A 26,809-nucleotide genomic window follows, 5' to 3' on the forward strand; every position below is an offset into this window, starting at 1 on the left:
CACCACGCCTGCGGCCTGGGTCGTGGTGTCGGGTGTCGGTTTGTGGAGCTGGCAGTCCACGTCGTGGTGCCGGCTTTGGGTCGCGTTGGTGGCTAGGTCGTGGTACCGCCCGGCTTCGGGTCGGCCGGCGGGAGGCTGGCCGTCCGTTCCGGCTGACGTCGCCACGAAAATGGCGGGGGTCTGGCAGCGCGTGGTCCGTGGCGGTCATGGCCATGACCACGGGCCACCGCTGAGTCGGCGGTTCGAATCGGGGCCGCTGGCGGCGTAACTTCGCACGGGTGAGCGCTGTGCCGTCGAACGGGGCCGACCCTGGCTTGGTCGGTCCGAACTCGGTAACCTGGCAGCTGCACGCCGACCCCGCGATGTGGCTCGCCGGCATCGCCAGCCTGTTCCTGCAGTCGCTGCATCCGCTGGCGGCGGCGGGCGTGGTGCAGAACTCGAACTTCCGCGAGGACCCGCTCGGCCGGCTGATGCGGACGGCGAGATTTGTCGCGATGAGCACCTACGCGCCGCTTGACGAGGTGCACGCCGGGGCGGCGAAGGTCAGGGCGGTGCATCGCAGCCTGCGTGGCAAGGACCCGGACACCGGCCGGACGTTTCGCATCGACCGGCCCGACCTCCTGCTCTGGGTGCACTGCGCCGAGGTGGCGATGTTCTTGTCGATCGTCCGGCGGGCCGGCTTCCGGCTGACGAAGGCGCAAGCCGACCGCTATTTCGATGAACAGCGTCACTCCGCCGCCCTCGTCGGCCTCGACCCGGACGAAGTGCCGGGTTCGACTGCCGAGATGTCCACCTACTTGCGTGACATGCGCGCTGAGCTCCGGCGGGGCGAGGACTCCGAGGTGGTCTACGAGTTCCTGCACAAGCCGCCGCTACCGGGAGTGCTCGGCCTGGGGCTGCCGGTCTACGAGCCGACGGTCGCCCACCTCGCCTACTCCCTGCTACCGCGCTGGGCGATCCGGCTGCACGGCCACTCCGCCTACTCACCGGCCACGAGCACCGCGATGCTCCGTGCCGTCCGCTCCGCCGCACTGCTCGTGCCGGCGCCGGTCCGGTGGCGGGCTCCGCACGGGTTCGTGCCACGGGCGATGCGCCGCCTCGGACCATCCGTCCGGCCGTCGACGAAGTTGCTCCCGGTCGACTGAAAATTCCCGTTTTCACCCCGTGAGATGAACTTGTCGGTGCCTGGGGCCTGACCTAGCGTCGAACCCGTGGCCCAGTCCGAGGAGTTCCGCACGAGGGCGCACGTCGACAACTGTCACGTGTGCAGCGCCCTGTGTCCCCGCTGACCCGAAACCCCGCCGACCTGCGCTTGCGCTGTGGACCAGTCCGACGAACTCGAGCTTTTTTGCATTTTCGAGAAGTTCGCCATCCGAGGGGAAGTTCGCCGACGAGGTCGAAGTCGGCGGTCGAGGGGAAGTTCGTCGGTCGAGAGCAGTTCGTCAGTGGAGAGCAGTTCGTCGGCGGAGCGGTCGGCCGCCGGCCCAGTCGTTCGCACTCCCCAACAGCCCAGGAGTGGTCATGCCCGCTGTTGTTGTCATCTCCGGAAGTCCGTCGCGCAACTCCAAGACGGCCAAGGTCGCCGAGTACGTCACGGATCGACTGGCCGGCGCGGGTCTGGTCACCGAACACGTGAGGCTGCGTGACCTGCCGCCGGGTCCGCTGCTCGCGGCCGACACGTCGGATGCCGCGATTGCCCGTGCCGCGGCGACGCTGGCGGATGCCGACGGGGTCGTGCTCGCTACGCCTACTTATAAGGCTGCCTACTCCGGCCTGCTGAAAGTCTTCCTCGACCTGCTGCCTCAGTTCGGACTGTCCGGCAAGACGGTGTTGCCGCTCGCGACTGGCGGCAGCCTCGCTCACGTACTGGCCCTCGACTACGGCCTGCGGCCGGTCATCCAATCGCTTGCCCCGCGCCACGTGATCCAGAGCTACTTCCTGCTCGAACGGGATCTCCAGGTAGACACCGAGGGCGGGCTGGCCATCAACCCGGACGTCGAGCACGTGTTCACCGACATCGTCGAGGAGTTCCGGCACGCGCTGACCACGGCGCTGCCGTACCAACGCACCGCCTAGATGTACTGCCTTGGGAGGTTGCGAACGGGCAGACACGTGAACCGATGATCTTGAAATGAGGGAAGGCCTCCAGGTTCGGTGTGGATTGCGACGTCTACACCGAGCGCCCGGAGGCCCTCATGCCCCACCGTAACGCACCCTTGACCGAGCTGGGCAGGCTGCGGCTGGCCCGCTGCGTCGTGGACGACGGTTGGCCACTGCGACCAGCGGCCGACCGGTTCCAGGTCTCGGTCAGCACCGCTCAACGCTGGGCGCGGCGCTACCGCCAACTCGGTGCCGCTGGCATGGTCGACCGGTCCTCCCGTCCTCACACCAGCCCTGGCCGTACCCCTACCCGCACCGAACGCCGCATCATCAAGGTCCGCGTACTACGCCGCTGGGGACCGGCCCGCATCGCCTACCTGCTCGGCCTGAACCCGGCTACGGTGCACCGGGTGCTGCGTCGCTACGGCCTGGCTCGCCTGACGCATCTGGACCGCGCCACCGCGCACCCCATCCGCCGCTACGAACGCGACGCTCCCGGCGACCTGATCCACGTCGACATCAAAAAGCTGGGCAACATCCCCGACGGCGGCGGTCACCGGGTGCACGGCCGTCAGATCGGCGGCCGCAACAGCCAACGCACCGCCACCGCGACCCGCAGCGCCTACCGCAACCCCTTGCTGGGCTACGGATTCCTGCACAACGTGATCGATGATCACTCCCGTCTGGCCTACACCGAGATCCTGCCCGACGAGACCAAGGAAGCCGCCGCCGCGTTCTGGCAGAGGGCGCAGACCTTCTTCCACACCAACGGAATCACCGTCAAACGGGTACTCACTGACAACGGGTCCTGCTACCGCTCACGACTCTGGCGCGACACCCTGGCCGCCGCAGACATCACCCACAAACGCACCCGCCCCTACCGGCCCCAGACCAACGGCAAAGTGGAACGGTTCAACCGCACCCTGCTCGACGAATGGGCCTACGCCCGCCCCTACCGGTCCGAGACCGAACGCCGCCAGGCCCTGCCGCAGTGGCTACACGCCTACAATCACCACCGCGGCCACACCGCGCTCAAGGGCCTACCCCCAGCCAGCCGCGTTCCCAACCTCACGGGTCAGAACACCTAGACCAGCTTGCGCAACGCCGTGACCAGGGCCTTTGCGGCGGCTGGATAGGTATGGCCCGGGGAGTGGCGTAACCGATGACGAGCCCGGTGGGCGCCGAGTCGTGGCGACGCGCGTATTCGGACAGCAGATGGGCATCGACGCCGTGTTCGGTGAGCACGGCTCGGATGTCGTCGTCGGGGATTCCGTCCGGAAGCAGCAATGTGACGTGCAAGCCGGCGGCGATGCCGATCGGTCGGACCTGCGGCACGGCTGTGGCCAGCGCATCGAGCAGGTGGTCGCGCCGCTTCCGGTAATGCGTGCGCATTCGACGAAGATGACGGTCGAGTCCGCCGCTGTCGACAAGGTGGGCCAGCGCCAACTGCTCGAAGACCGGGCACTGCCGCTCGGACAGCAGCCGGATCCGGACGATGGGCTCGATCAGTCGTTCCGGCACGGCCAGCCAAGCCATCCGCATGGCCGGGGCCAGCGACTTGCTGGCCGTCCCGGCATAGATGACGTGCTCCGGGGCCAAACCCTGGATCGCGCCGATCGGCTGACGGTCGTAGCGGAACTCGCCGTCGTAGTCGTCTTCGACGATCACCGCGTTGTTGTCACGCGCCCAGTCGACCAGCGCGCCACGGCGAGCGGGGTGCAGCCGCGTGCCCCACGGCAGCTGGTGCGATGCGGTGACCAGCGCGGCGTCGGCGTTGGGAAGTTCGTCGACAACGAGGCCGTCGTCGTCGAGCCGGGCAGTCTGTGTTTGCAGTCCGGCGTGCTCGATCGCCTCGACGTGGAACGGCAGGCCGTAATTTTCGACGGCCATCGTCTGGCCACCGCGCTCGCGCAGTGCGGCGGCGATGAGCCGCAGACCGTTTGTGAACCCAGTACACACGATAATTGCCTGTGAACTGGTGCGCACACCACGGACGCGTCCCAGGTAGTCGGCCAGCGCCCGACGCAGCTCGGGGTGTCCACGGGGATCGCCGTAGCGGAGGTCCTCGTCGGCGGCGACCGTGACGGCATGCCGCAACGCCGATGCCCACGTCGACCGCGGGAACTGGCTGACGTCCGGGTTGCCCGGGGCCAGGTCGTACGGAACGGAGACGTTTTTCAAACTTCTCAATTTCGTACGAGTTCCTGCTCCCGGCACGGCCGCCACCTCGGTGTGCGTCCGGGACCGGCTTGTCAGATAACCCTCGGCGAGCAACTGCTCGTAGGCCTGCACAACAGTCCCGCGTGAAAGTCCGAGGTCGTTTGCCAACGCGCGGGAGGACGGCAACTGAGTGCCCGCCGCCAGCCGGCCGGAACGGATGGCCTCCCGCAGCGAACGCTCCAGCGCCGCCCGGCGGCCGACTCCCGGCTCCAGATCGAGGTGCAGCTCCAGCCCACCGCTGGTCCATGATTCTGGCATCAAACTGGATCATACGAGTGGACCAGGCCGCGACTAGCGTCATTACCGTGAGTTCTGACGAGTACGTGACCCATCTGCCCCGGATCAACGTCGCCCAGGAGGCCTCGGCCGCCTACCGCGCGATGCTGCTGGTGAGCAAGGCCTCCCACGACGGCATCGACCCCATCCTGGCCGAGCTGATCAAGATCCGCGCCTCGCAGATCAACGGCTGCGGCTTCTGCATCGACATGCACGCCACCGACGCCCGCAAGCACGGCGAGCACGAGCGCCGCATCTACGCGCTGCCGGCGTGGCGCGAGCTCTCCTTCTACACGGCCCGCGAGCGGGCGGCGCTCGCGCTGACCGAGGAAGGCACGCTGCTGGCCGACGGCGGCGTCAGCGACGAGACCTGGGCCGAGGCCGAGAAGCAATTCAGCCAGGCCGAGCTGGCTCAGATCATCACCCTGATCGCCACCATCAACGCGTGGAACCGGATCAGCGTGATCAGCCGGAACCAGCCGCCGGCCCTCGGCAACGCCGAGTGAGCAGCCTCGCCGCACACGCCGAGACGCTGCGTGAACTGCACCAGCGGGGCAACCCGCTGGTGCTGCCCAATGTCTGGGACGCGGCGACCGCGGGCTTGGTCGCCGAGGCCGGCTTCCCGGTCGTCGCCACGTCGAGCAGCGCCGTGGCCAACAGCCTCGGCTTCCCCGACGGCGAGCAGGCGCCGGCCGACGAGGTGTTCGCGGCGGTCCGCCGCGTCGCCAAGGCCGTCGACCTGCCGGTGACCGCCGACGTCGAGGCCGGCTACGGCCTTGACGCCGAACAGCTGGTCGCCGCCCTGCTCGCCGCCGGCGCGGTCGGCATCAACCTGGAGGACACCGACCACACCGCGGGCGGCCTCCGCGAGCCGGGCTGGCAGGCCGAGCGCCTCGCACGGATCCGCAAGGCGGCCGACGCCGCCGGCGTGCCGGTGGTCATCAACGCCCGGGTCGACGTGTTCATTCGCAGCGGGGACCCGGACCGGCACGCCGACGTTCTCGCCGAGGGCGTCGAGCGGGCCAAGCGCTATCTCGACGCCGGCGCCGACTGCGTCTACCCGATCACGCTGGCCGAGCCGCGGCTGGTCGGCGAGTTCGTCCGCCAGGTCGACGCCCCCGTCAACATCATGTTCAAGTCGACGGGGCCGTCGGTGAGCGAGCTGGGCGCCCTGGGGGTCGCCCGGATCAGCCTGGCCACCGGCGTATGGCGGGCCAGTCTCCAGGCTGTCCGGGATCTCCTCGCCGGCCTGCGCTAACTCCCGATCAGCTGCCAGCCGCCGAACGGGCCGTCCCCGACGGCGGCTGTCTGCTTGTTCACGGCCAGCTGCCCGCCGGCCCCCATCGACAGCAGCACCACAGCGCCGCTGCTGTCGACAGCAGCCGTCGGCGACCCGACGAAGAACCCGCCGAGATCGATCCAGCTGCCGAACGCGCCGTTGGCCGCGGTCTGCCGCGTCGAACTCACGCCGCCGGCCCCGTTCCGGGTGAACGCCAACACGCGTCCATCGGTACCGGCCGGTGCCGTGACCAGTGCCGGCGGACCGACGCCGGCCTGCCCGCCGAGCACCACCGGCGTCTGCTGCCACCACGCATCGACCACGGCCTGTACGGACACCGCGACCGACGCGCTGTCGGCCTGCCGGTAGAAGACCTGCAGCCGGCCGTCCTGGTTGACCGAGACCGTCGGCCCACTCGCCGGCACGGCCGAGGGGAAGGACGAGTCGACGTTGAACCCGTTGTTCGGCGACGGCTGGTACCAGTGCAGCATCTTGGTCTTCGTGCTGGCGAACAGCTCGATCCGGCCGCTGTTCGTCGTCACGGCGGCCGGGTCCTCCTGGATGTCGCTGCCGTGCATGTCGTACCAGCCGCTGAACGCCCAGCTGCCGCTCTGCTGGAACGAGGTGCTCACGCCGCCACCACCGTTGCGGATGAAGATCTCGAGCCGGCCGTCCCCGTTCTTCGCGACGATCGGCGTGCCGACCTGCTGCTCACCCGCCGCATCGCCGGCGTTCGGATTGCCCAGCGACGTCCAACTCGTCGCCCAGGCCCCGTTGGGCGCCGTCTGAGAGAGCTCGACGATCGCCGCGGTGTCGGCGCGACGGCCGAACACGCTCAACCGGCCGTCGTGCTCGCTGGCCACCGCGAGTCCCGGCTCCAGCGGGCCGCCTGGGGTGCCGCGGTCGACCGGCCCGGTCCAAGTGCCCGTCGACGTCTGCGACCAGTTGAGCAACCGGCCGCCGCGCACGGCGAACGCCTCCAGCCGGCCGTCCTGGTCGTGTCCGACCCAGTTGGTCCCGGTCGGCCACCGGTAGTACATGCGGTTGGGCAGGTCCGTGTACAGCTCGCCGTTCACCTCCCAGCTCGCCGGGTCGAGCGGCTTGTACGCCTGGAAGGTCGCGTTCTTGTCGGCCCGGGCCGCGGGCGTGAGGTTCACCGGCGCCCAGGCGATGTTGTAGTCGCGGAACTCCTCGAGCGAGATCCGGTTGTAGCCGGTCTGCTGCGTGTAGTTGCGCAACGCCTCCGTCGCCAGCCGGGCCGCCACCACGTGGTCGGTGTGGTCGTGGAAGATCCACTCACCGATCTGCACCCGCGCGTCGGGGTTGGTGTCCTGCACGCGAACCGCGGTCGGCGCGAACATCCCGTAGAGCGCCACCAGCGCGTTGATCATGTGGGCGCGGTCGTAGCTGTAGCTCTGCGTCGTCAGGCCGTTGGTCGGCACGAGCGTGTGCGCGACGAAGTTCGCCTGGTCGCCGAAGTACAGGTGGTACAGCGAGCAGCAGTTGGCCGAGTCGCCGTCCTCGGGCAGGTCGAGGAACACCAGCTTGATCGACGGCTTGCCCCGCAGCGTGTACTGCTCGGCGAAGCCGCCGCCGGTCACGTCGATCAGGGCGCCGTCCCAGACGTTGTCCACGCCGGCCATCTGCGCGTACGCCGCCTGGCTTGCGCGCTGGCGGCACTGCGCGTACCGCTCACGGCTGAGGTCGCCGAAATGGTTGGTGCCGTCGTCGGGCAGCTTCGGACAGTACGGCGAGGCCGGATCGCCGCTGGTACTGCCGTTGAAGGCGTTCTCGCCGGCCGTCAGGAAGATCGACGTGGTCGGCACGCCGGCCCTGATGCCGGCGACCACATCGGGATTCATGAACAGGATGTCGTCGTCCTCATGGGCGACGACGTTGACGAACGCGGTCGCCCGAGGCGGCGCGTCCGCGCCGACCGCGGGCGGCATGACCGCCACGAGTGACGTGACCAGCGTCATCGCCACTCCCACTGCTCCCCACCAGACAGTGTTTCTACGCACGAATGGGTGACGTTCTGGACAGCGTGTTCGTTACAGGTCAGTTTTTCGGCGAACAACCCGGGCCGGGGTGGCCCACCGTCACCGCCTAGGATCGACGGTCTCTGGTGCGTGTTCGGCCAGCTCAAGTTGCCCGCGACCGATGGCAAGAGGGTTCACCCGTGTTGACGATGCAGGACGCGTTGCTCGCGTTGCAGAAGTACTGGACCGACCGGGGCTGCATGGTCGTGCAGCCGTTCAACACCGAGGTCGGGGCCGGTACCGCGAACCCTGCCACGGCGCTGCGCGTGCTCGGTCCCGAGCCGTGGCACGTCGGCTACGTCGAGCCCAGCGTGCGGCCCGACGACGCCCGCTACGGCGAGAACCCGAACCGCCTGCAGATGCACACCCAGTTCCAGGTGATCCTCAAGCCGGACCCGGGCAACCCCCAGGAGCTCTACCTTGGCAGCCTCGAGGTGCTGGGCATCGACATCAAGGCCCACGACATCCGGTTCGTCGAGGACAACTGGGCCTCGCCCGCGCTCGGCGCCTGGGGCCTGGGCTGGGAGGTCTGGCTGGACGGCCTGGAGATCACCCAGTTCACCTACTTCCAGCAGGCCGGCGGCCTGACCCTGGACCCGGTGTCGGTGGAGATCACCTACGGCATCGAGCGCATCCTGATGGCGCTTCAGGGCGTCGGCCACTTCAAGGACATCGCGTACGCGCCCGACATCTCCTACGGCGAGGTGTTCGGCCAGTCCGAGTACGAGATGAGCCGCTACTACCTCGACGACGCCGACATCCAGGTCAACCAGCGGCTGTTCGACGAGTACGCCACCGAGGCGCGCCGCATGATCGACGAGCGGCTGCCGGTGCCGGCGTATGTCTACGTGCTCAAGTGCAGCCACGCGTTCAACGTCCTGGACGCCCGCGGCGCGATCAGCACCACCGAGCGGGCCAAGGCCTTCGGCCAGATGCGCACCCTGACCCGGCAGGCCGCCCAGCTGTGGGCCGAGCGCCGCGAGGAGATGGGCTACCCGCTCGGCGTCGTCGAGCCGCCGGTCGCCGCGCAGCTGCCGGCCGAGCTGCCGACCGTGGACGCCGCGGCGACGCTGCTGTTCGAGATCGGCCTCGAGGAGCTGCCGCACGTCGAGGTCGTGCGCAGCGCCGAGGCTGTGCGCGACGCGCTGACCACGAAGCTTGAGGGCACCCGGCTCGGCCACGGCGCCATCACCGTGCATGCCACGCCGCGACGCATCGTGCTGCTGGTCGACGACGTGCAGCCGCGTGAGCCTGACGCCGAGCGCACGGTGCGCGGTCCCCGCGCGACGGCGGCGTTCGACGCCGACGGCAACCCGACCAAGGCAGCGCAGGGCTTCGCCCGCGGCCAGGGCATCGCGCCCGAGGAGCTGCTCCGCATCGACGTCGACGGCGTTGAGCACGTCGGCGTCGTGAAGACCGACGTCGGCCGCGGCGCCGTCGAGGTGCTCAGCGAGCTGCTCGGCCAGATCGTCGCCGAGCTGCGGGCCGAGAAGAACATGCGCTGGCGCGACGCCGGCCTGTCGTTCACGCGGCCGGTGCGCTGGCTGGTCGCGCTGCTCGGCGAGACCGTCGTCCCGGTCGCCGTGTCCTCGCTGTCCAGCAGCAACTTCACCCGTGTGCACCGGACCGCGGAGGAGCCCGAGGTCGAGGTCGCCTCGGCCGACGGCTACGTCGACTTCCTCGGTGGCCACGACATCGTGCTGGACGGCGCGGTGCGCCGCGAGCAGATCGTCGCCGGCGCCACGACGCTGGCCGCCAAGGCCGGCGGCGCGGTGGACTTCGAGGCCGAGGGCGCCCTGCTCGACGAGGTCACCAACCTCGTGGAGCAGCCGAACCCGATCCTCGGCTCGTTCGCGGCCGAGTACCTGGAGCTGCCGAGCCAGATCCTGACCACCGTGATGCGCAAGCACCAGCGCTACCTGCCGGTCCGGAGCAAGGACGGCGCGCTGCTGCCGAACTTCGTGGCCGTGGCCAACGGATCGTGCGACGTCGACCTGGTGCGCGCCGGCTACGAGTCGGTGCTGCGGGCCCGGTACGAGGACGCCGCGTTCTTTTGGCGGGCCGACCAGAAGAAGACGCCCGAGCAGCACAAGACCGGGCTGGCCAAGCTGACCTTCGAGGAGCGGCTGGGCTCGGTCGCCGACCGGGCTCAGCGCATCGCCGGCGTGGCCGCCGACCTGGCCGACATCGTCGGCCTCGACGCCGCCGAGCGCGCCACGCTGGACCGTGCCGGGCAGTTGGCCAAGTTCGATCTGGCGACGCAGATGGTGATCGAGTTGTCCAGCCTGGCCGGCACCATGGCTCGCGAGTACGCGCTGCGGGCCGGCGAGCCGGCCGAGGTGGCGCAAGCGCTTGCCGAGATGGAACAGCCGCGGACCGCCGGCGGCGCGCTGCCGGTCAGCGTGCCCGGCGCTCTGTTGGCTCTGGCCGATCGGCTCGACCTGCTCGCCGGTCTGTTCGCCATCGGCGCCAACCCGACCGGCAGCTCCGACCCGTTCGCCCTGCGCCGCGCGACGCTTGGCGTCGTCAGCATCCTGCGGGCGTTCCCGCAGCTCAAGGCCGTCACGCTGACGCAGGGGCTGGCCGCGGCGGCTCGTCGAGTCGCCGCGCAGGGCGTCGAGGTGCCGGAGAAGGCGTTGGCCGACGCGCACGAGTTCAGCGTGCGCCGCTACGAGCAGCAGCTGCTCGATGCCGGGCACGAGCACCGTCTCGTGCAGGCCGTGCTGCCGCTCGCCGACACCCCGGCCGACGCCGACGCCGCGCTGGCCGAGCTGGAGCGGCTGGGCGACGACGCCGACTTTGCTGCCCTTGCCGCTGCCCTCCAGCGCGTCCGCCGCATCGTGCCCGCCGGCACCGCCGCCGGCTACGACCCGTCGCGTCTCGTCGAGCCCGCCGAGATCGCGCTGCACGAGACGGTCGACAAGGTGGCGGCCCAGTTCGGTGCCGACACCACCGGCCTGGCCGAGTTCGTCGGCATCGCGTCGCCGCTGACCGAGCCCGTCAACGCTTTCTTCGACGACGTGCTCGTGATGGCCGAGGACCCGGAGCTTCGCAAGGCCCGCCTTGGCCTGCTGGCCACCATCAATTCCTTCGCCGACGGCGTCCTCGACTGGCGTGCCCTCTGAGTTGTGCTCGACCCGGCGGCCCCGTCTCACTTTGTGAGGCGGGGCCGCTTCGCTACTCGGGCTTGTTGTCCGGCACCTGGCGGGCGGCGTTGATGACGCTGCGGATGACGGCCTGGATGCGGTCGGACACCGTCGCCGGATCGGGCTGGCCGGCGTCCAGCCACGCCATGATCGTTTCGACCAGTACCAGCGGAATGCTGGCCGCGGCCCACGTCGTCCAGGCCGGGTCGGCGATGCGGCCGGCGATCTGGTCGTAGGTGGCGTCGGCCATGCCCTGCCGGACCTGTTCGACGATCGAGCTGAACTCGGGCTCACGGGCGGCATGCCGGTACAGCAGACGGAAACCGTCGGGCTCGGCCGCCGCGGCGGCGATGAACGCCTCGAGCGTTTTCGCCGAGATCTCGTCGCCTTCGGTCGCCACCCGGATGCGGTCGCCCACCCGGACCAGCGCCTGCTCGTAGAGATCCCGCTTCGACTCGAAGTGCCGGTACACGATCATCCGGCTGATGCCGGCCTCCCGGGCCACGTCGTCGAGGCTCGTCGCGGCGAAGCCGGCCCGCGCGAACGCCGTCGTCGCCGCCGCCAGGATCTGCTCCCGCCGCTGCGCCCGGGGTAGTCGCTCGCTGCGCTGTTCCGTCACGGGCACTGTCCTACCAGGTCGTTGATGTTGACACCCGTGTGTATATTTCAAAGTATACCTTTTTGGGGAGGGGTACACGATGACCGATTTGCCGCAGTTGCCGTTCGCGCGGACCGGCCTGCTCGACGCGCCGCCGCAACTGCTGAAGCTCCAGGCCGAAGGCCCGATTGGCCGGATCCGTACCCAGGTCGGCGACGAGGCGTGGCTCGTCACTCGCTACGACGAGGTGCGCGAGCTGTTCGCCGACCCGAGGCTGGGCCGCTCGCACCCGAATCCGGAGCAGGCCGCGCGTCTGACCAACTCCGCGATCATGAGCGGCGCGGTGGACGACAAGGATGAAGACACCAACCACGCGATGATGCGAGCCCTGCTCATGCCCGCGTTCTCGCCGCGCCGGATGCGAGCCATGCGGCCGCACGTCCAGGAAATCGTCGACAGCATCATCGACGGCATGCTGGCCGACGGTGGTCCCGTCGACCTGCACGAACGGCTGTCGATGCCGCTGCCCGTGCTGGTCATCTGCGCCCTGCTCGGCGTGCCGTACGAGGACCGGGACGACTTTCGAGCCTGGTCCGACGGCGTCGGCGACATGATCGACGGCGCCCGCTCGGCCGCCGCGTGGGGCAACCTCACCACGTACATGAAGGACCTCATCAACCAGAAGCGGACCCAGCCCGGCGACGACCTCATCAGTGACCTGCTCGCCGACTACGGCGACAAGATCGGCGACGACGAGCTCGCCGCCCTGTCCGCCGGCCTGCTGTTCGCCGGCCACGAGACCACCATGGTCCGCATCGATGTCGGCACGGTGCTGTTCCTGACCAACCCCGACCAGCGCGAGGCGTACGTCCAGGACGACAAACTCGCCGCCTCCGCCATCGAGGAGGTCTTGCGCTGCGGCATCAACGGCGGCGGTGGGCTGCTCCGCTACGCCCGTGAGGACATGGAGATCGCCGGCACCAAGATCAAGGCTGGCGACGCCGTACTGCTCGGCGCGGCCGCCGCCAACCGGGACGAGCGGGCTTTCCCCGATGCCGCCCGGTTCGACATCTCTCGGACCGCCAACCAGCACCTCAGCTTCGGCCACGGGGCCCGCTACTGCATCGGCGCCAACCTGGCCCGCCTCGAACTCCAGATCGTGTTCGACGCCCTGCTCCGCCGAATCCCCACCTTGCGCCTCGCCGTCCCCGTCGAGGAACTAGAACTGCGCGTCAACCAGCTCGGCGGCGGCCTCGTCGCTGTTCCCGTCACCTGGTGACGACCGGCGGCTGCGCCGAGTTTTGCCAACTTCTGGAAACTCGCGCAGTCGCCCACGTTTGCAACCCACATCAGGTCGACCGAAGTTGAGGAGTTTGGCGAAGTCGAGGACTTTGGCGGTCAGCTGGAGTGGGTGGGGTTCAGGGCAGCTCGGACGATGTGGAGCAGGTCCTCGGGGGAGAGACCCAGGTCGGCGGTGGCGGCGGCGAACTGGCGGGCGGCCTGCTGGGCGCGCTGGAGGCTGTGCTCACCGGCGGCGCTGACGAAAGTGCCGGCGCGGCCGCGGGTCTGGACGAGACCGGCCTCTTCGAGTTCACGGTAAGCGCGAGCCACGGTGTTGACGGCGAGCCCGAGGTCGGCGGCGAGCTGGCGGACGGTGGGCAGCCGGGTGCCGACGGCCAGTGTCCGCTCCGCGATCTGACGGGCGAACTGGGCCTTGACCTGCTCGAACGGCGGAACGTGGGACGCGGGGTCGAGCTCGATCACCGGGCCACCGGGACCTTCGGTGTCAACGGCTCGTGGGCCATCGCGAAAACTGAGATCACAACCGAAACGGCTGTGTACACAGTTAACAACCACAAGGACGACGTGGTCGACATCGTCACGACGGCCAGCAGCACGGGGTAGGCCAGGGCGGCGTGGCGGGCGTCGTTGACGCGGAGCAGGTCGTCGGCCTGGCGGGAGCCGTGGTCGACGGCGATGGGAGCCCGGACGAGAGCGGTGTGCAGCGAGGCGTAGGTGACGGCGGCCAGCAGCGCGACACCGACGAGGAAAATGACAGATTGCTCGATTTCGTCACCGTGGAGCAGTGCGACAAATCCGAGCAGCGCGGCGCCGAGGTAGGAGACCGCTAGCAGGATGCGGGTTCGGCGGCCGACGACGGTGGTGAAGTCGGCCGGCTCGACGGGCACGAAGGGGTCGAACGGCTCCGGCTGCGCGGCGGCGGCGACCCGGGCGTCGCCGAGGCGTTGGACGAGCAGAGCGACGCCGGCGGCCATGGCGACCAACGCGCTGAGCGCGACGGACCACAGCAGGCTGGTCGAACCGAGCAGGAACTGCGCAACCCGAAGGACGAGCACCACGGCGACCAGGCCGGCACCGAGGTGCATGGCTCGCCTGCGAACAAGGAGGCGGCCGAGCAGCAGGGTGTGTGGCCCCAGGTCCACGCCGCGATAGCGCTGCGTCCACGAGTCGACGTATCCCACGGAGCTCCTCGGCATTGAGTGCGACCGGAATGACATGTGACTGTGATCACCGTATCCGACCGGCGGCGTCGCGTCGCCCGTTCGAGCGCGACCAATACACCCAGCGTCAAGTCCCGGATACACCCGAATGCCTCAGGTGATCTCCAGCACACCGGCCGGGTCGAGCGGGATCTGCCGCAGCACGAGCCGACTGCGCAGCTCACGGACGCCGTGCTCACGCTTGAGCCGCTCGATCAACTCCTCGAATTCGCCGGTGTCGGTGCAGGCCATCCGGAGCTGGTAGTCGTACTCCCCGGTCACGTGCGCGGCCGAGAAGATCTGCGGAAACCGGCGCAGGCCGCGTTCGAACTCGGCACCGGACACCCCGTCCCGGAGGCGCACCTCGGTGACCAGTACCAGCGGCCGGCCGAGGGCGGCGAAATCCAGGTCGGCCCGATAGCCGCGCAGGATCCCGGATCGCCGCAGCCGTCGCACCCGGTCGGCGACGGCGTTGGCGCTGAGTCGGACGGTCCGGGCCAGCTCCTGATACGTGATTCGGCCGTCGTGCAGGAGCACGGTGAGGATCTCCCGGTCGACGGCGTCTACTGCGACTTCCGAAGTCATCTGGCCAATCTACCGAGAACATCGCAGTCGTAGAGCCTCACTGGCCGCGATTTCCGCGACAAACGCGGCGGAAATGCTGAGAGGGTCGAAGTCATGGGGCCCGACCTGCTCAAACTCCTCCTGACACCCACTTTGATCATCGCCGCCACCCTCCTCCAACGCCGCTGGGCGACGCTGTTCGGTGGCCGCCTCGTCGGCCTGCCGCTGACCGCCGCCTCCTCGCTCACGCTGCTGACCATCCGCGAAGGTGAGAAGTTCGCCGTCCAGACGGCGATCGCCACGCTGGGCGGCCAGCTCGCGATCGCGGCCTTCTGCCTCGGTTACGCCCGCACGGCCCTCAACCACCGCTGGCCGATCGCGCTGCCGATCGCCGTCTGCTGCTACGCGATCGCCGCGCTCACCCTCAGCAGGCACAACTTTTCCTTGCCAGCGCTGGAATTCCTGGTGCCGACGGGCCTGGCGGCGACGCTGGCGGCCTGGCCGGCGCTGACGCCGCGCGAGGTTGTGTCGATACCGTGGGAGCTGCCGGCGCGCATCACGGTCGCCACGGTGATGACGACCCTGGTGCTTACCGCGGCCACGATGCTGGGCTCGCGGACGATCGGCCTCGTCGCCTCTTTTCCTTTGTTCGCAAGCCTCTCGGCCGCGTACGGGCACAACGCCGCTGGCGGCCCGGTTGCAGTCATCTCGCTGCGCTCGGTGGTGGTCGGGGCCTTCACGTCCTCGGTGTTCTTCCTCACGATCGCCAGCACTCTGCCGCTGCTGGGCGCCCTCGGCGCATTCCCGCTTGCGGTGACGGCGACGGTGTTCGCGCACATTGCCGTCAACCTATTCACCTATGGATTGAAACCCCGCGATTCCTGTATTGGACGCATGAACGAGTGGCAACTAGCTTCCAGTGCATGACGGAAGAACGAGCACATCGCCGTGGCAGCAAGGGATTCCGTCGCATCAACCTCGGGCTGTTCGCCGCCGGCCTGGCCACGTTCATGGTCCTCTACTGCGTGCAGCCACTGCTTCCCGTGTTCGCCAAGGACTTCCGGCTCACGCCGACCGAATCGAGCCTGGCCATCTCGGTCGCCACCGGCATGCTGGCGCTGGCCATCGTGCCGCTGAGCATGCTTTCCGAGCGGTGGGGCCGAATGCCGCTCATGACGGCGTCGCTGTTCGCCACGGCCACGCTCCAGATCGCCGTGGCGTTCAGCCCGAACTTCACGGTCATGTTGGCCATCAGGGCGTTGCAGGGCCTCGCGGTCGCCGGCCTGCCCGCGGTGGCGATGGCCTATCTGGCCGAAGAGGTGCACCGAGGATCACTCGGCTTTGCGGTCGGTCTCTACATCGGCGGCAACAGCATCGGCGGCATGGCCGGCCGGGTGATCACCGGCCTGGTCACGGACATCGGCGGCTGGCGGTGGGCGCTCGGCGCGGTCGGGGTGACCTCGATGGCCTGCGCGCTGCTGTTCAAGGCGGTGATGCCGTCCTCGGCCAACTTCGACCAGAAGCCGCTGAAACTGCGCTCGCTGGCCAACTGCTTCCGGGACAGCGGCCTGGTCCGCCTCTACCTGATCGGCATGCTGCTGATGGGCAGCTTCGTGACGATCTACAACTACCTCGGCTTCCGGCTCACCGCCGCCCCGTTCGGCCTGTCGCAGGCGGTGGTCGGCCTGATCTCGGTGGCCTATCTCGCCGGCACGGTCAGCTCCCCGGTCGCCGGCCGGCTGGTCGACCGGTACAGCCGACGCCAGGTGCTGTGGGGAACGGCGCTGGTCAGCATCGCCGGCCTCGGCCTGATGCTGGCCGACAACCTGGTGCTGGTGATCATCGGACTGCTGCTCACCGCCGGCTTCTTCGCCGGCCACACGGTCGCCAGCGGCTGGGTCAGCGCCCGCGCGACGCACCCGGCGCAGGCCGCGGCGGCCTACCAGCTGTGCTACTACCTCGGCAGCAGTGTCGGCGGATCCGTTGGCGGGCTTGCCTTTTCCGGCGGCGGCTGGCCGGCCGTGACGGTCTTCACGGCCGCGTTGACGCTGGGCATGCTGGCCCTGGGACTGAGCCTGCGCAAGCTGGCGCCGGCCGCGCGGAACGTCGTCCGCACACCCGTCACGGTCTGAATCACTGGGTGATCAACGGCCCGATGTCCTCGGGCCCGCCAGGCTCACCCAGCGCGACCCCCTGACCGGCGTCCACGCCGATCTCCCGCAGCCACGCCACATCCTCCAGCGTGTCCACCTTCTCGGCGATCACCCGCATGCCCATCTGGTGGGCCAGCGACACGGTGTTCCACGAGACCGTGGCCGGAATCGTCTCCCGCTCGCCGTCGACCTGGTCGACCACCAGATCCCGGCTCTTCAGCACGGTCAGCGGCCGCGCCACCAGGCATTCCGGCCGGTGCCCCGACAGCGCCGAGATGCTGAAGGAGATGCCGCGCTCGGCGAGCAGGGTCATGTCCTCCTCCTGCTCGTCGCCGTCGCAGTCGATCGCCGAAGGCTCCAGCTCCAGCCGCACCAGACCGCCGTCGACGCCGCTGTCGGCCAGCGCCCGCAACACGTTGGGCAGGAAATCGGGGTCGCGGGCCTGCCGCGGCGGCATCTTCACGCTCACCACCGGGGCCCGCTCGCCGAACTCGAGCTGCCACGAACGCGCCTGCCGGCACACCTCCAGCAGCAGCCACTCGGACAGTCGCACCACCAGCCCGGTGCGCTCGGCCAGCGACAGGAACTCGGCCGGCGACAACACGCCGTGCTCGGGGTGGTCCCAGGCCAGCTGCGCCTCCACGGCGACCAGCCGGTCGTCGCCGAGCGCGCGGATCGGTTGGTAGACAACGGTGAACTCACCGTTGTCCAGCGCGATCGGCATGGTCAGGGCGAGCTGCATCTGCGCCCGGTCGCGGTCGCAGCGCTGCTGGTCGAACAGGGCCCACTGGGCCTTGCCGCCCTCCTTGGCCCAGTGCAGCGCCATGGTGGCGTCGCGCAGCAGCTCGGCCGGCTGCTCCCGGCCGACGGCCCGCTCCACGATGCCGGCGCTGGCGTGCACGGACAGCCGGTGCCCGAGCACCGTCACGGGCTCGGTGATCAGCCGCATCGCCTCCTCGACGAGCGGCGTCACGGTCCGGGTGCCCTCCGACTCCTCGATCAGCAGCGCGAACTCGTCGCCGCCGAGCCGGGCGGCCAGCATCTTGTTGTCCTCGGCGTGGTAGCGCAGCTTGGTGCCCAGCTTGAGCAGCACCTCGTCGCCGACCTCGGGGCCGAGCCCGTCGTTGATGGTGGCGAAGCCGTCGATGCCGAACACGCACAGCGCGACCCGCCGCGGCCGGTCCACCCGACCGAGCACGCTGTCCAGCCGGGCCATGAACGCCGTCCTGGTCGGCAGACCGGTCAGCGGGTCCTGCATACCGAGCGTGGCCATCGCCTGGTTCGCGTAGTGCAGCTCGGTGGCGTCCTCGACCATCGCCACCTGGTACGTCGCCACGCCCGACGAGTCGCGCACCGCGGACACGGTGACGTTGGCCCACAGCACGTCGCCGTCCTTCTTCAGCAGCCGCTGCCGGCTGCGGAACGACGGGTACTCGCCACGGAACAGCCGGTCGTAGCGCTGGAGCGTGTCCGGGATGTCGTCCGGGTGCAGGATGTCCGCGCCGGTCAGCGCGTTCAGCTCCTCGCGGGTGTAGCCGAGCAGCTCCTGCAGCGCCTGGTTGGACTCGAGGATGTTGGAGTCGAAGTCGCCGATGGCCAGGCCGATCGGCGCCGAGTCGAACACGGCCAGGAAGCGCGACTCGCTGTCCTGGAGCCGCCGCTGCGCCACGTCGGTGGCCAGCCACATGGCCTGCTTGATGACCTCCTGCTCCTCGAAGGTGCGCTCACGCAGCGCCTCCGAGTAGCCGGTGCTGAGCCGCCCGAGCAGCTGGACGACCCGGTCCAGCAGCTTGAGGTTCTCGCTGGAGATGCCGGCCGGCAGCACCAGACCGGTGCCGAGCAGCTGGAGCGTGCGGCCGAGCGCCTCCGGCGCGGTGAAGTGGGCGCCGACCAGCCGGGCCCCGACCTCGATCGCCGGCTCCGGGTCGAACGGCTCACTGACCAGGGCGGTCAGCAGCGCGCCGGACAGCTCCTCGAGGAAGTCCTCGATCTCCCGCCGGGACATCGGCACGTAGGACGTGTCGATGATGGCCGCCGCCCAGCCCTCGGCGAACTCGCGCAGTTGGGCGCTGCGACCGTCCTCGGTCATCGCCACCTCGCTCGTACCGGGATCCCGGGCCGACAGTGTATTCGGCATCGGCTACGGCTTCGCCGCCACCACTCCGTAGACGAGTGAACTCTCCGGGTGACGGCCGACGTCGGCGTCCGAGTCGGGCCGCCACAGCGGCAGGTGCACGACGCCGGGCGGCACCGGCTCGAAGCCGTCGATGATGCGCAGCAGCTCATCGGCGGTGCGCAGGTGCAGCGGCTCCAGGGTGTCCTGCACGATCTCGCCGACCGACTGCGCGTCGGCCAGCTCGTCGCCCTGCGCGCCGGTGAAGCTCGGATGGGACAGCGCCACGTAGCTGCCCGGCACGAGCGCGTCCCGGTAGCGGCGCATCAGCCGCGCCGGATCGGCGCTGTCCGCGACGAAATGCATCATCAGCAGCGTCAGCACGGCCACCGGCTGGTCGAAGTCGATCAACGCCCGCACGTCGGGGGCGTTCAGGACCTCGTCCGGCGAGCGGAAGTCGGCCAGCACCGCGGTGGCGAACGCGTTGTCCCGCAGCAGCGGCTCGGCGTAGGCGATGGCGATCGGGTCGTTGTCCACGTACGCCACGCGGCACTTCGGGTTCAGGCCCTGGGCGATCTGGTGCACGTTGCCCACCGACGGGATGCCGGAGCCGATGTCCAGGAACTGCGTGACGCCCTGGCCGACCAGCCACGTCACCGCCCGGCGCAGGAAGCTCCGGTTCAGCCGCACGGTGACCCGCACCTGCGGCGTCACCTCGAGCAGGCGCTTGGCCAGCTCCCGGTCGGCCGCGGTGTTGCAGCCGCCGCCGAGCAGGTAGTCGTACACCCGGGCCGCGCTGGGCCGGGTGAGGTCGATGCGTTTGGGCGTCCAACGCGGTCTGTCCAGCATCGGCAACGTCAGCGCTTCCTCGCCACCACGCCGTACATGGCGGCCTCCTCGTGGTGGTCGGCGTCCTCGGGGAACTCCGGCCGCCAGCGTGGCACGTGCACGATGCCCGGATCCAGTGGCTCGAAGCCCTCGATCAGCCGGGCGACGTCGGCTCGGCCGCGCAGCGTTATCGGTGTCCGATTGGCCGCGTACAGGTCGTACACGGTGAGGATGTGGTCCGTGACGGCCTCGTGGGTGGAGTGCGACACGGCCACGTAGCTGCCGTCGGGCAGCGCCTCGCGGTACACCGACATCAGCTCCGCGGGATCGTCCTCGTCGGGGATGTGGTGCAGCAGTGCGAACAGCAGCAGCCCGACCGGCTGGTCGAAATCGATCAGGTGCTGCACCTCCGGCGACGACAGCACCGCGCCGGGGCGGCGGAAGTCCTCGTGCACGACAGCGGCGAACTCGTTGTCCTGCAACAGAAGTTCACTGTGGACCACGGCCGTGGGCTCGCGATCGACGTACACGACGCGGCAGCGCGGGTCCTTGGCCTGTGCGACCTCGTGCACGTTCCCGACGGTCGGGATGCCCGAGCCGATGTCGATGAACTGGTGCACGCCCAGGTCGACCAGGTGGCGAACAGCGCGGCGCAGGAACGCGCGATTGGCCCTGGTCAGGTACTCCACCTCGGGCATCGCCTTGATGACCTGCCGCGCCATCTCCCGGTCGGCCTCGGAGTTGGTGGCCCCGCCGAGCAGATAGTCGTAGATGCGGGCCGCGTTGGGCGTGTCGAGGTCGATGTAGGTGTGAGCCCAGCTCGTGTGGTCAAGCACGGCGCACCTCGTGGGTCCGGTGCTGCGGCGGCGCGCACCCTGGCGTTTCGGTGGTAGCCCCGGGAAGTGTAGTGACCGGGGCCGGGACGTCTACCTACCTTGAGGTAAAACCCCGTCCGCCTGGGCAGGGCGGTCTCCCTGTGTTGCCGTTACAGCGTCCGATCGGGTGATGTTCGGAGTCCGAAGCACCGTGACCAGCAGGCCGACCGCGACACCGGCTGTGATCGACACCAGCGCGCGGTCCAGTTCCACCGGCAGCGCCACGATGCTGGTCGAACTCCACCACACCGGCAGGTCCTGGAGAAAGGCGAGGGCGCCCAGGCCAACCGCGGCCAGCGCGGCGAACCAGCGTCCGGTGCTCCGGTTGGCCGCCAGCAGCGCCACCGCGGCCGCGCCGACGAGCCAGGCGAGGATCACCGGCAGGTACTCATGCGCCACGATGGTCCACTGATTCTCGGCCTGACGGCCAAGAATTGTCGCAATTCCGTGGGTGGCGCCGGCCAGCACCAGCACGGCCGTCGCGGCGGCCAGCGGGCGCTGGCTGCGGCGGACCAGGCCCAGCAGCGAGGTTGCGATCGCGAGAGACACCGTGACCAGGATCCACGGCGCGGGCGACGGCCCCGGCAGCCAGCGGAGCTCGCCCCGCACCTGGTAGGTCCTGCCGTCGGAGACAAGATCGACCTGCCACGCCCGGATCAGGTGCTCGCTGTCCGGATCGGCGAGCACTTGCGACGGAAGTGTTGCGTCACCCCAGTGCGCGTAGTGATCGTGCCACTGCACCACCGGGTCGGCGGAAAGACGTTGCCAGCGCGGCGCCACGGCCGCGTCGCCGGTCGGCTTCTCCGGGTCCTCACTGATGTCGCCGGACGGCGTCGCCTCGGTCGGGATGGCGGCGTTGACCGCCGCGCCGTCCGAACCGATCTGGTAGCGCTGCGCCCCGTCCGGGTCGAGCACGACGACATCCGTTCGAGTGGAATTGCGCAGCCACAGGGCCTCGCCGTTCTGCAACACCCGGAACTCGACGCCCGGCGGCAGAGTGGTCGACGGAATCAGCGCGCTGCTCAGGTCGCCGACGCGGTCCGGCGGCGTGTGCGCGTCGGCCTCGTGCGCCGAGGCGGGGCCGGCCAGCGCCAGCAGCAGCACGGCGACCAGGGCGGCAAGGCGGGCCACTTCGTCAGCCTCCCAAGGGATTGAAGCCGGCCGGCAGCTCCAGCCGATGGGCGCTCATGAAGCCCGAGTCGGCCAGGATCTCCCGGATCGGGCCGTCCGCGACGACCTGGCCGTGGTCAAGCACAACGGCCCGGTGGCACAGTTCCAGCGCGTACGGCAGGTCATGGGTGACCAGCAACGTGGTCATGCCCAGCCGTTTCACCAGATCCGCGAACTCGCGGCGGGCAGCTGGGTCCAAATTGGACGATGGCTCGTCGAGGACGAGGACCTCGGGATGCATGGCCAGCACGGTCGCGACCGCGGCGCGGCGGCGCTGGCCGAGCGAAAGCCGGTGCGGCGGGCGGTCGGCGAGGTCGGCCAGGCCCACATAGGACAGTGCCTCGGTCACGCGGTCCTTGAGCTCGTCGCCCTTGAGGCCGAGGTGGGCCGGCCCGAACGCGACGTCCCGGCCGACGGTCGGCGTGAACAGCTGGTCGTCGGGATCCTGGAAGACGACGCCGACCTTGCGCCGGACCTCCTTGAGCGTCTTCGGTCCGACGGTGGTGCCGCTGATCAGGACCTCGCCCGCGGACGGCGTGAGCACGCCGTTGAGCTGGAGCACCAGGCTGGTCTTGCCGGCGCCGTTGGGGCCGAGCAGCGCGACACGTTCACCGCGGTGGATGCTCAGGTCCACAGTGGACAACGCGGACGTGCCGTCGGGGTAGTCGAAGCTGACGCCGCGCAGCTCGATCGCCGGCTGCTCGTCCGAGGCGGTGGTGGACGGCATGAACCGGCCGCGGCGCACCTCGACCGTTGGCGCAGGTGCCGGCGTGCGGATCGCGCGGCGGGCTCTGCGTTTGCCGCGGGCCGGCTCGTCACCGTGCGGCGTAAGGGAAATCGGCAGGCCGACCTTGTCCTCGTAGCCCGGCAGCTGGACCCGGTACGTGCACAGGTCGCAGTTCATTCGCACGTCCCCGTGCAGCGCCTCGCGGTAGCGCTCCAAGATGATGCGGGTCAGCCGCGGATCGGGGCCGAGGTGGCCGCCGCCCTTGACGGTGATCTCCGGGTGCTTGGCCGCCCACTCGCCGGCCTGCTGGTGGATTCGCGGCACCAGCATGCCCGTGAACAGGAAGAACGGGCTGACCACGATCGTCGTCGCGCCGAGCAGTCGGCAGCGCTCCATGGCCTCGGCCACGTTCGGGCGGGCGACGGAGACGAAGCCCGGCTCGATCGTGCCGAGACCGCGCTTGTCGGCCAGCAGCCGGCCGACCTTCCACAGGTCGGAGCAGGCATCGGGATCCGAGGAGCCGCGGCCGATCAGGGCGACGCCGAGCTTCTCCGGATCGGCGTCGCCGGCGGCGTCCCGGATCCGTTCCTCGGCGATGGACAGGATCGTCGGCTCGATGCCCAGATCCCGGGCCAGTCTGAAGTGGACGGACGGATGCCGTTGGCGGGCGCGGGCCATCGCCGCCGGGCCGTCGTTCTTGAGGTGGCCGGCGGCGAGCAGGACCAGTGGCACCACCACGACCTCGTGCGCGCCGTCCGCGACCAGCCGGTCGATCGCCTCGTCAACGCCGGGTTCGGCCAGTTCCACGAAACCGCAACCGATGGGCAGATCCGGCGCGCTGTTCTTGACCGCCTCGGCCAGCTGCCAGTACTCGTCGACGCCGTCCGCGTCGCGGCTGCCGTGGCCCAGCAGCACCATCGCCGGCGGGGTCATGCCGTCGCCCACGCTGTCGCCGTCAACACCGCGAAGATCGCCGGGATCGTCAGCGCCGCCGCCCAGGTCTTCGGCTTGGCCGGCTCGCCGGTCAACGTCGCCGGGAGCGATCCCTCGTAGCCGCGGGACGCCATCGCCAGGTAGACGCGTTCGCCCCGTTCAAAGGCGCGGACGAACAACGCCCCCACGCACAGCGCCATGTCCTTGGCCTGCCACAGCCAGCGCGGATCCGCCCCGCGGCAGGCCCGGGCCGTGCGCAGGCGATTGAGCTCCGAGTTCAGCACCTCGACGTACCGGATCATGAAGGAGGCCACCGCCGTGAAGATCTTCGGCACTTTCAGGCGCTCAAGGCCGGTGATCACCTCCGGCAGCGGCGTTGTCGCCGCCAGCACACCCGTGGCCAGGAGACCGAAGCTGGCCTTCAGCACGATCGCCGCCGCGGAGTGCAGGCCCGCGACCGCCAGTGGGACGCCGAGGACGTGGATTTTCTCGCCGGTCGCGAGGAACGGCAGCAGAATCACGAAGAACACGAACGGGATCTCCACCACCAGCCGGCGCAGCAGCGTCGCCGCCGGAATCTGCGCGACGTACGCCGCGGTCGCCAGGACCAGCGCGTAGCCGAGGTACGGCCAGTACGTGTCCCTCGGCGTGCAGGCCACCAGCAGAATGCACAGCGCCGTCGCCGCCACCTTGCACTGCGGCGCCGCGCGGTGCAGCGGCGTGTCCGCCGGGATCAGCAGGTCCGCCCCCGGATTGTGAGCGGCTCCGCTCACTGCGGCACCTCGCTAGCGCTCGGTGTCCGCGTTCCCGGACGCACTGCGTCGAATGCGTTCGCAAGCTCGTTCATGCGCTCGCCCGGCTCAGATGCCGGCCCACTCGCACCAGATCCGGCCTCAGTCGCAGCAGCGCCGCCACGATCAGGCCCGTCACCAGGCCCTCGAACACCGCGATCACCGTGTACGTGCCGATCGTCGTCACCGCCACCGTCGTGGCCGGCACACTCGTCGCGCCGCCGACCGCGTACTCCAGGCTGTACAGGACCGATCCCGCGGTCACCGACACGAATCCCGCCAGCCCACAGGCGATCGCCGCCCAGAGCTTCGTTTTCGGCAGCACCTTTCGCAGGCCCAGGATCAGCGGATACCCCACCAGCGCCGGGATCAGCGCCATGTTCACCGCGTTGACCCCCAGCGCCGTCACCCCGCCGTCGCCCGCGAACAGGGCTTGCACCACGAGGACCACCGAGATCACCACCGGTCCCAGCCAGGGTCCCAGCAGCGCCACCGCCAGCGTCCCGCCCAGCAGATGGCCGCCCGTGCCCACCCCGATCGGGAAGATCGGCGCCTCCAGCACCAGGAAGAACGCCGCCGCCAGCCCGGCCAGCGGGATGTCCCGGTCCCGCAGCGACGGCCCCAGGTTCCGGCTGCACAGCGCCAGCCCGGCCACCGCCACCACGCCGCCGGCGATGGAGACCGGCGCATTCACGAACCCGTCAGGAATGTGCATCGGATCCCTCCTCCGGTCGGCTGTCGGTGGCCGCGTTTTCCCCGGCCAGTCCTGCTGTGGCGAGGTCTGCCCCGACGAGATCTGCCCCGGCCAGTTCTGCCCTGGCGAGTTCCGCCTCGGCCGGTTCTGTCCCGGCGAGGTCCGCTCCGGCCGGTTCTGCTCCGGCCGGTTCTGCTTCGGCGGGGTCTGCCCTGGCGACTTCTGCCTCGGCCCGTTCTGTTCCGGCGGGGTCTGCCCCGGCGAGTTCCGCGCCGACCGGTTCTGCCTCGGCCGGTGTTTGTCCGTCCGGTTTCGGTTCGGCGGGTTTCGGTCCGGCTGGCCTTTCCACGGCCAGCAGGTCGAGCGCAGCGACCTCGCCGACCACGAAGGTCACCGGCGGGCGCAGCCTCGCGTTCGGCAACTCGGCCAGCGTGCCCAGCTCGGTGCGCTGGTGCGGACGGCTGGCCGCGCTGATCGCCGCGACCGGGGTGTCGGCGGCCAGGCCGCCGGCCATCAGTCGAGCGGCGATGTCCCGCAGCGCGGACCGGCCGGTGAGCACGACGATCGTGCCGCCGACACGGGCGACGGCGTCCCAGTCGATGCGCTGGCGGTACTCGGGGTCGTCATTGCCGGCGATGACGGTCAGCGTGGTGGCGACCTGCCGGACCATCACCGGGATCCCGGCCAGCGCCGGCGCGGCGATCGCGGCTGAGATGCCCGGCACGATGTCGAACGGCACACCGGCGGCAGCAAGCGCGATGGCTTCCTCGCCGCCGCGCGAAACGACGAACGCGTCCCCGGCCTTCAACCGGACCACCTCGCGGCCGTCCCGACCAAGTTGGACAAGAAGCTCGTTCACGTCTTTCTGCGGCCAGGCGGCACGGCTGCCTGCTTTTCCAACGCAGTGCAGAATTTCAGCCGAGTCGGCAATGGCAACGATGTCGGCCATCGACGGACGGTCGTAGACGACAACGTCGGCCGACTTGAGCAGTTCGACCGCGCGGCATGTGAGCAGACCGGGATCACCGGGGCCGGCGCCCACGAGGTGCACGGTCACCCGGTGCTCCGCGCGGCCGCCGAGCGCGGCGTGACCAGCCAGTCGCCGAACCGCCGGGTGGTCGACGAGCCGACCAGCACGGTGGTGGTCATGCCGACTTTTTCGCAATCGAGCTCGCCGAGCGTGGTGAGCTCGACGCGCTGCCCGTCCCGGGCGATGTCGGCGACCAACGCCACCGGAGTAGAAGGTGCTCGACGTTCCAGCAACACTTCGCGGGCGCGGTCGAGCTGCCACGGCCGTCCCTTGGAGCGCGGGTTGTACAGCGCAATCGCCAGGTCGGCTTCCGCCACCGCCCGGAGTCGACGTTCCACTTCCTCCCAGGGAGTCAGCAGATCGGACAGCGTGAGACAGGCGAAGTCGTGCGCAAGCGGGGCGCCGACGAGCGCCGAGGCAGCGAGCGCCGCGGTGACCCCAGGAAGCACGCGCACCTCTGGTCTTGCATTTTCCTCGATTTCGTACGCATTGCTCAGCGCCAACGTCGCCATGCCGTACACACCGGCGTCGCCCGACGACACGAGCACCACCCGTCGTCCACCGGCCGCGGCCTCGACGGCCTGCTCGGCGCGCAAAGTCTCCTCGGTCATTCGTCCGCGGACGACGAGTTGGTCGGCGTGGAGGATGTCGTCGCACGCATCTATATAGGCGGAGTAACCGTAGACCGCCTCGGCATCGGCGATCGCCTCGGTCGCGGCCGGCGTGCGGTGTCGTGCGTCGCCGGGACCGAGACCGACGATGGTGAGCACAC

24 protein-coding genes are annotated in these 26,809 nt (G+C 69.8%); 9 read left to right on the top strand and 15 right to left on the bottom strand.

The features are described from left to right. The first annotated feature begins 278 nt into the window (after window positions 1-278). The 3 genes from M3Q35_RS43185 to M3Q35_RS43195 all read left to right on the top strand — a co-directional run bounded on the left by M3Q35_RS43185 (window position 279) and on the right by M3Q35_RS43195 (window position 3,188). On the top strand, window positions 279-1,145 hold the full coding sequence (locus M3Q35_RS43185) for an oxygenase MpaB family protein (RefSeq protein WP_273938370.1): 867 nt from the start codon (window positions 279-281) through the stop codon (window positions 1,143-1,145). 376 nt (window positions 1,146-1,521) lie between these two features. After that, window positions 1,522-2,076, top strand: coding sequence for an NADPH-dependent FMN reductase (ssuE, locus tag M3Q35_RS43190; RefSeq protein ID WP_273938371.1), 555 nt, complete (start codon window positions 1,522-1,524; stop codon window positions 2,074-2,076). Between the two features lie 119 nt (window positions 2,077-2,195). After that, window positions 2,196-3,188 (top strand): IS481 family transposase, encoded by a 993-nt coding sequence (locus tag M3Q35_RS43195; RefSeq protein ID WP_273938372.1) that lies wholly within the window; start codon window positions 2,196-2,198, stop codon window positions 3,186-3,188. Here the strand turns inward: M3Q35_RS43195 and pdxR are convergent. Next, window positions 3,169-4,578, bottom strand: coding sequence for a MocR-like pyridoxine biosynthesis transcription factor PdxR (gene pdxR, locus M3Q35_RS43200; protein WP_273938373.1), 1,410 nt, complete (start codon window positions 4,576-4,578; stop codon window positions 3,169-3,171). The genes M3Q35_RS43195 and pdxR overlap by 20 nt on opposite strands. Before the next feature lie 47 nt (window positions 4,579-4,625). Between pdxR and M3Q35_RS43205 the strand changes: the two genes are divergently transcribed. Both M3Q35_RS43205 and M3Q35_RS43210 read left to right on the top strand, forming a co-directional pair. After that, complete coding sequence (locus tag M3Q35_RS43205) at window positions 4,626-5,102, top strand: carboxymuconolactone decarboxylase family protein (protein ID WP_273938374.1); 477 nt, start codon at window positions 4,626-4,628, stop codon at window positions 5,100-5,102. Continuing rightward, window positions 5,099-5,854 (top strand): isocitrate lyase/PEP mutase family protein, encoded by a 756-nt coding sequence (locus tag M3Q35_RS43210; RefSeq protein WP_273938375.1) that lies wholly within the window; start codon window positions 5,099-5,101, stop codon window positions 5,852-5,854. The genes M3Q35_RS43205 and M3Q35_RS43210 overlap by 4 nt, the downstream gene beginning before the upstream one ends. Here M3Q35_RS43210 and M3Q35_RS43215 read toward each other — a convergent pair. Continuing rightward, window positions 5,851-7,854, bottom strand: a complete 2,004-nt coding sequence (locus M3Q35_RS43215) for a DUF8189 domain-containing protein (protein WP_273938376.1) — start codon at window positions 7,852-7,854, stop codon at window positions 5,851-5,853. The genes M3Q35_RS43210 and M3Q35_RS43215 overlap by 4 nt on opposite strands. A 209-nt stretch (window positions 7,855-8,063) precedes the next feature. Here M3Q35_RS43215 and M3Q35_RS43220 point away from each other — a divergent pair, with 209 nt between their 5' ends. Next, the gene (locus M3Q35_RS43220) at window positions 8,064-11,039 is read left to right on the top strand and encodes a glycine--tRNA ligase (RefSeq protein WP_273944696.1); all 2,976 of its coding nucleotides are present in this window, start codon (window positions 8,064-8,066) and stop codon (window positions 11,037-11,039) included. A gap of 52 nt (window positions 11,040-11,091) precedes the next feature. On the opposite strand, the gene M3Q35_RS43225 is transcribed toward M3Q35_RS43220, so the two are convergent. Continuing rightward, window positions 11,092-11,679, bottom strand: a complete 588-nt coding sequence (locus tag M3Q35_RS43225; RefSeq protein WP_273938377.1) for a TetR/AcrR family transcriptional regulator — start codon at window positions 11,677-11,679, stop codon at window positions 11,092-11,094. A 79-nt stretch (window positions 11,680-11,758) separates the two neighbouring features. Here M3Q35_RS43225 and M3Q35_RS43230 point away from each other — a divergent pair, with 79 nt between their 5' ends. Next, window positions 11,759-12,937: a cytochrome P450 gene (locus M3Q35_RS43230; protein ID WP_273938378.1), complete on the top strand. Its 1,179-nt coding sequence runs from the start codon at window positions 11,759-11,761 to the stop codon at window positions 12,935-12,937. A gap of 119 nt (window positions 12,938-13,056) precedes the next feature. Here M3Q35_RS43230 and M3Q35_RS43235 read toward each other — a convergent pair whose 3' ends face one another. The 3 genes from M3Q35_RS43235 to M3Q35_RS43245 all read right to left on the bottom strand — a co-directional run bounded on the left by M3Q35_RS43235 (window position 13,057) and on the right by M3Q35_RS43245 (window position 14,744). Next, window positions 13,057-13,422: a GntR family transcriptional regulator gene (locus tag M3Q35_RS43235; RefSeq protein WP_273938379.1), complete on the bottom strand. Its 366-nt coding sequence runs from the start codon at window positions 13,420-13,422 to the stop codon at window positions 13,057-13,059. Continuing rightward, complete coding sequence (locus M3Q35_RS43240) at window positions 13,419-14,141, bottom strand: hypothetical protein (protein ID WP_273938380.1); 723 nt, start codon at window positions 14,139-14,141, stop codon at window positions 13,419-13,421. The genes M3Q35_RS43235 and M3Q35_RS43240 overlap by 4 nt, the downstream gene beginning before the upstream one ends. 132 nt (window positions 14,142-14,273) lie before the next feature. Then, window positions 14,274-14,744 carry an Lrp/AsnC family transcriptional regulator gene (locus M3Q35_RS43245; RefSeq protein WP_273938381.1) on the bottom strand — a complete coding sequence of 157 codons (471 nt, stop codon included), beginning with the start codon at window positions 14,742-14,744 and terminating at the stop codon, window positions 14,274-14,276. 93 nt (window positions 14,745-14,837) lie between these two features. On the opposite strand from M3Q35_RS43245, the gene M3Q35_RS43250 reads away from it, so the two are divergent. Together M3Q35_RS43250 and M3Q35_RS43255 are read left to right on the top strand one after the other, a co-directional pair. Further along, window positions 14,838-15,650: a hypothetical protein gene (locus M3Q35_RS43250; protein WP_273938382.1), complete on the top strand. Its 813-nt coding sequence runs from the start codon at window positions 14,838-14,840 to the stop codon at window positions 15,648-15,650. Then, window positions 15,647-16,855: an MFS transporter gene (locus tag M3Q35_RS43255; RefSeq protein ID WP_273938383.1), complete on the top strand. Its 1,209-nt coding sequence runs from the start codon at window positions 15,647-15,649 to the stop codon at window positions 16,853-16,855. Before M3Q35_RS43250 ends, M3Q35_RS43255 begins: the two co-directional genes overlap by 4 nt. Before the next feature lies 1 nt (window position 16,856). On the opposite strand, the gene M3Q35_RS43260 is transcribed toward M3Q35_RS43255, so the two are convergent. From M3Q35_RS43260 to cobJ, 9 genes are all read right to left on the bottom strand, one after another. After that, on the bottom strand, window positions 16,857-18,965 hold the full coding sequence (locus M3Q35_RS43260; protein WP_273938384.1) for a putative bifunctional diguanylate cyclase/phosphodiesterase: 2,109 nt from the start codon (window positions 18,963-18,965) through the stop codon (window positions 16,857-16,859). Window positions 18,966-19,016: 51 nt separating this feature from the next. Further along, window positions 19,017-19,838: an SAM-dependent methyltransferase gene (locus M3Q35_RS43265; protein WP_273938385.1), complete on the bottom strand. Its 822-nt coding sequence runs from the start codon at window positions 19,836-19,838 to the stop codon at window positions 19,017-19,019. Window positions 19,839-19,846: 8 nt separating this feature from the next. Further along, window positions 19,847-20,653, bottom strand: coding sequence for an SAM-dependent methyltransferase (locus M3Q35_RS43270; RefSeq protein WP_273938386.1), 807 nt, complete (start codon window positions 20,651-20,653; stop codon window positions 19,847-19,849). A gap of 90 nt (window positions 20,654-20,743) precedes the next feature. After that, entirely contained in the window at window positions 20,744-21,823 is a 1,080-nt protein-coding gene (locus tag M3Q35_RS43275; protein ID WP_273938387.1) for a hypothetical protein, read from the bottom strand. Between the two features lie 4 nt (window positions 21,824-21,827). Then, entirely contained in the window at window positions 21,828-23,534 is a 1,707-nt protein-coding gene (locus M3Q35_RS48685; RefSeq protein WP_337960528.1) for a CbiX/SirB N-terminal domain-containing protein, read from the bottom strand. Next, complete coding sequence (cbiQ, locus tag M3Q35_RS43290; RefSeq protein ID WP_273938388.1) at window positions 23,519-24,295, bottom strand: cobalt ECF transporter T component CbiQ; 777 nt, start codon at window positions 24,293-24,295, stop codon at window positions 23,519-23,521. The genes M3Q35_RS48685 and cbiQ overlap by 16 nt, the downstream gene beginning before the upstream one ends. A gap of 70 nt (window positions 24,296-24,365) precedes the next feature. Next, entirely contained in the window at window positions 24,366-25,028 is a 663-nt protein-coding gene (locus tag M3Q35_RS43295; protein ID WP_273938389.1) for an energy-coupling factor ABC transporter permease, read from the bottom strand. Further along, the gene (gene cobA / locus M3Q35_RS43300; RefSeq protein WP_273938390.1) at window positions 25,015-26,064 is read right to left on the bottom strand and encodes a uroporphyrinogen-III C-methyltransferase; all 1,050 of its coding nucleotides are present in this window, start codon (window positions 26,062-26,064) and stop codon (window positions 25,015-25,017) included. The genes M3Q35_RS43295 and cobA overlap by 14 nt, the downstream gene beginning before the upstream one ends. Continuing rightward, window positions 26,061-26,807: a precorrin-3B C(17)-methyltransferase gene (cobJ, locus tag M3Q35_RS43305; RefSeq protein WP_273938391.1), complete on the bottom strand. Its 747-nt coding sequence runs from the start codon at window positions 26,805-26,807 to the stop codon at window positions 26,061-26,063. The genes cobA and cobJ overlap by 4 nt, the downstream gene beginning before the upstream one ends. Window positions 26,808-26,809: the final 2 nt, after the last annotated feature.

It is taken from the genome of Kutzneria chonburiensis (assembly GCF_028622115.1).
GTDB classification, from domain to species: Bacteria; Actinomycetota; Actinomycetes; order Mycobacteriales; family Pseudonocardiaceae; genus Kutzneria; species Kutzneria chonburiensis.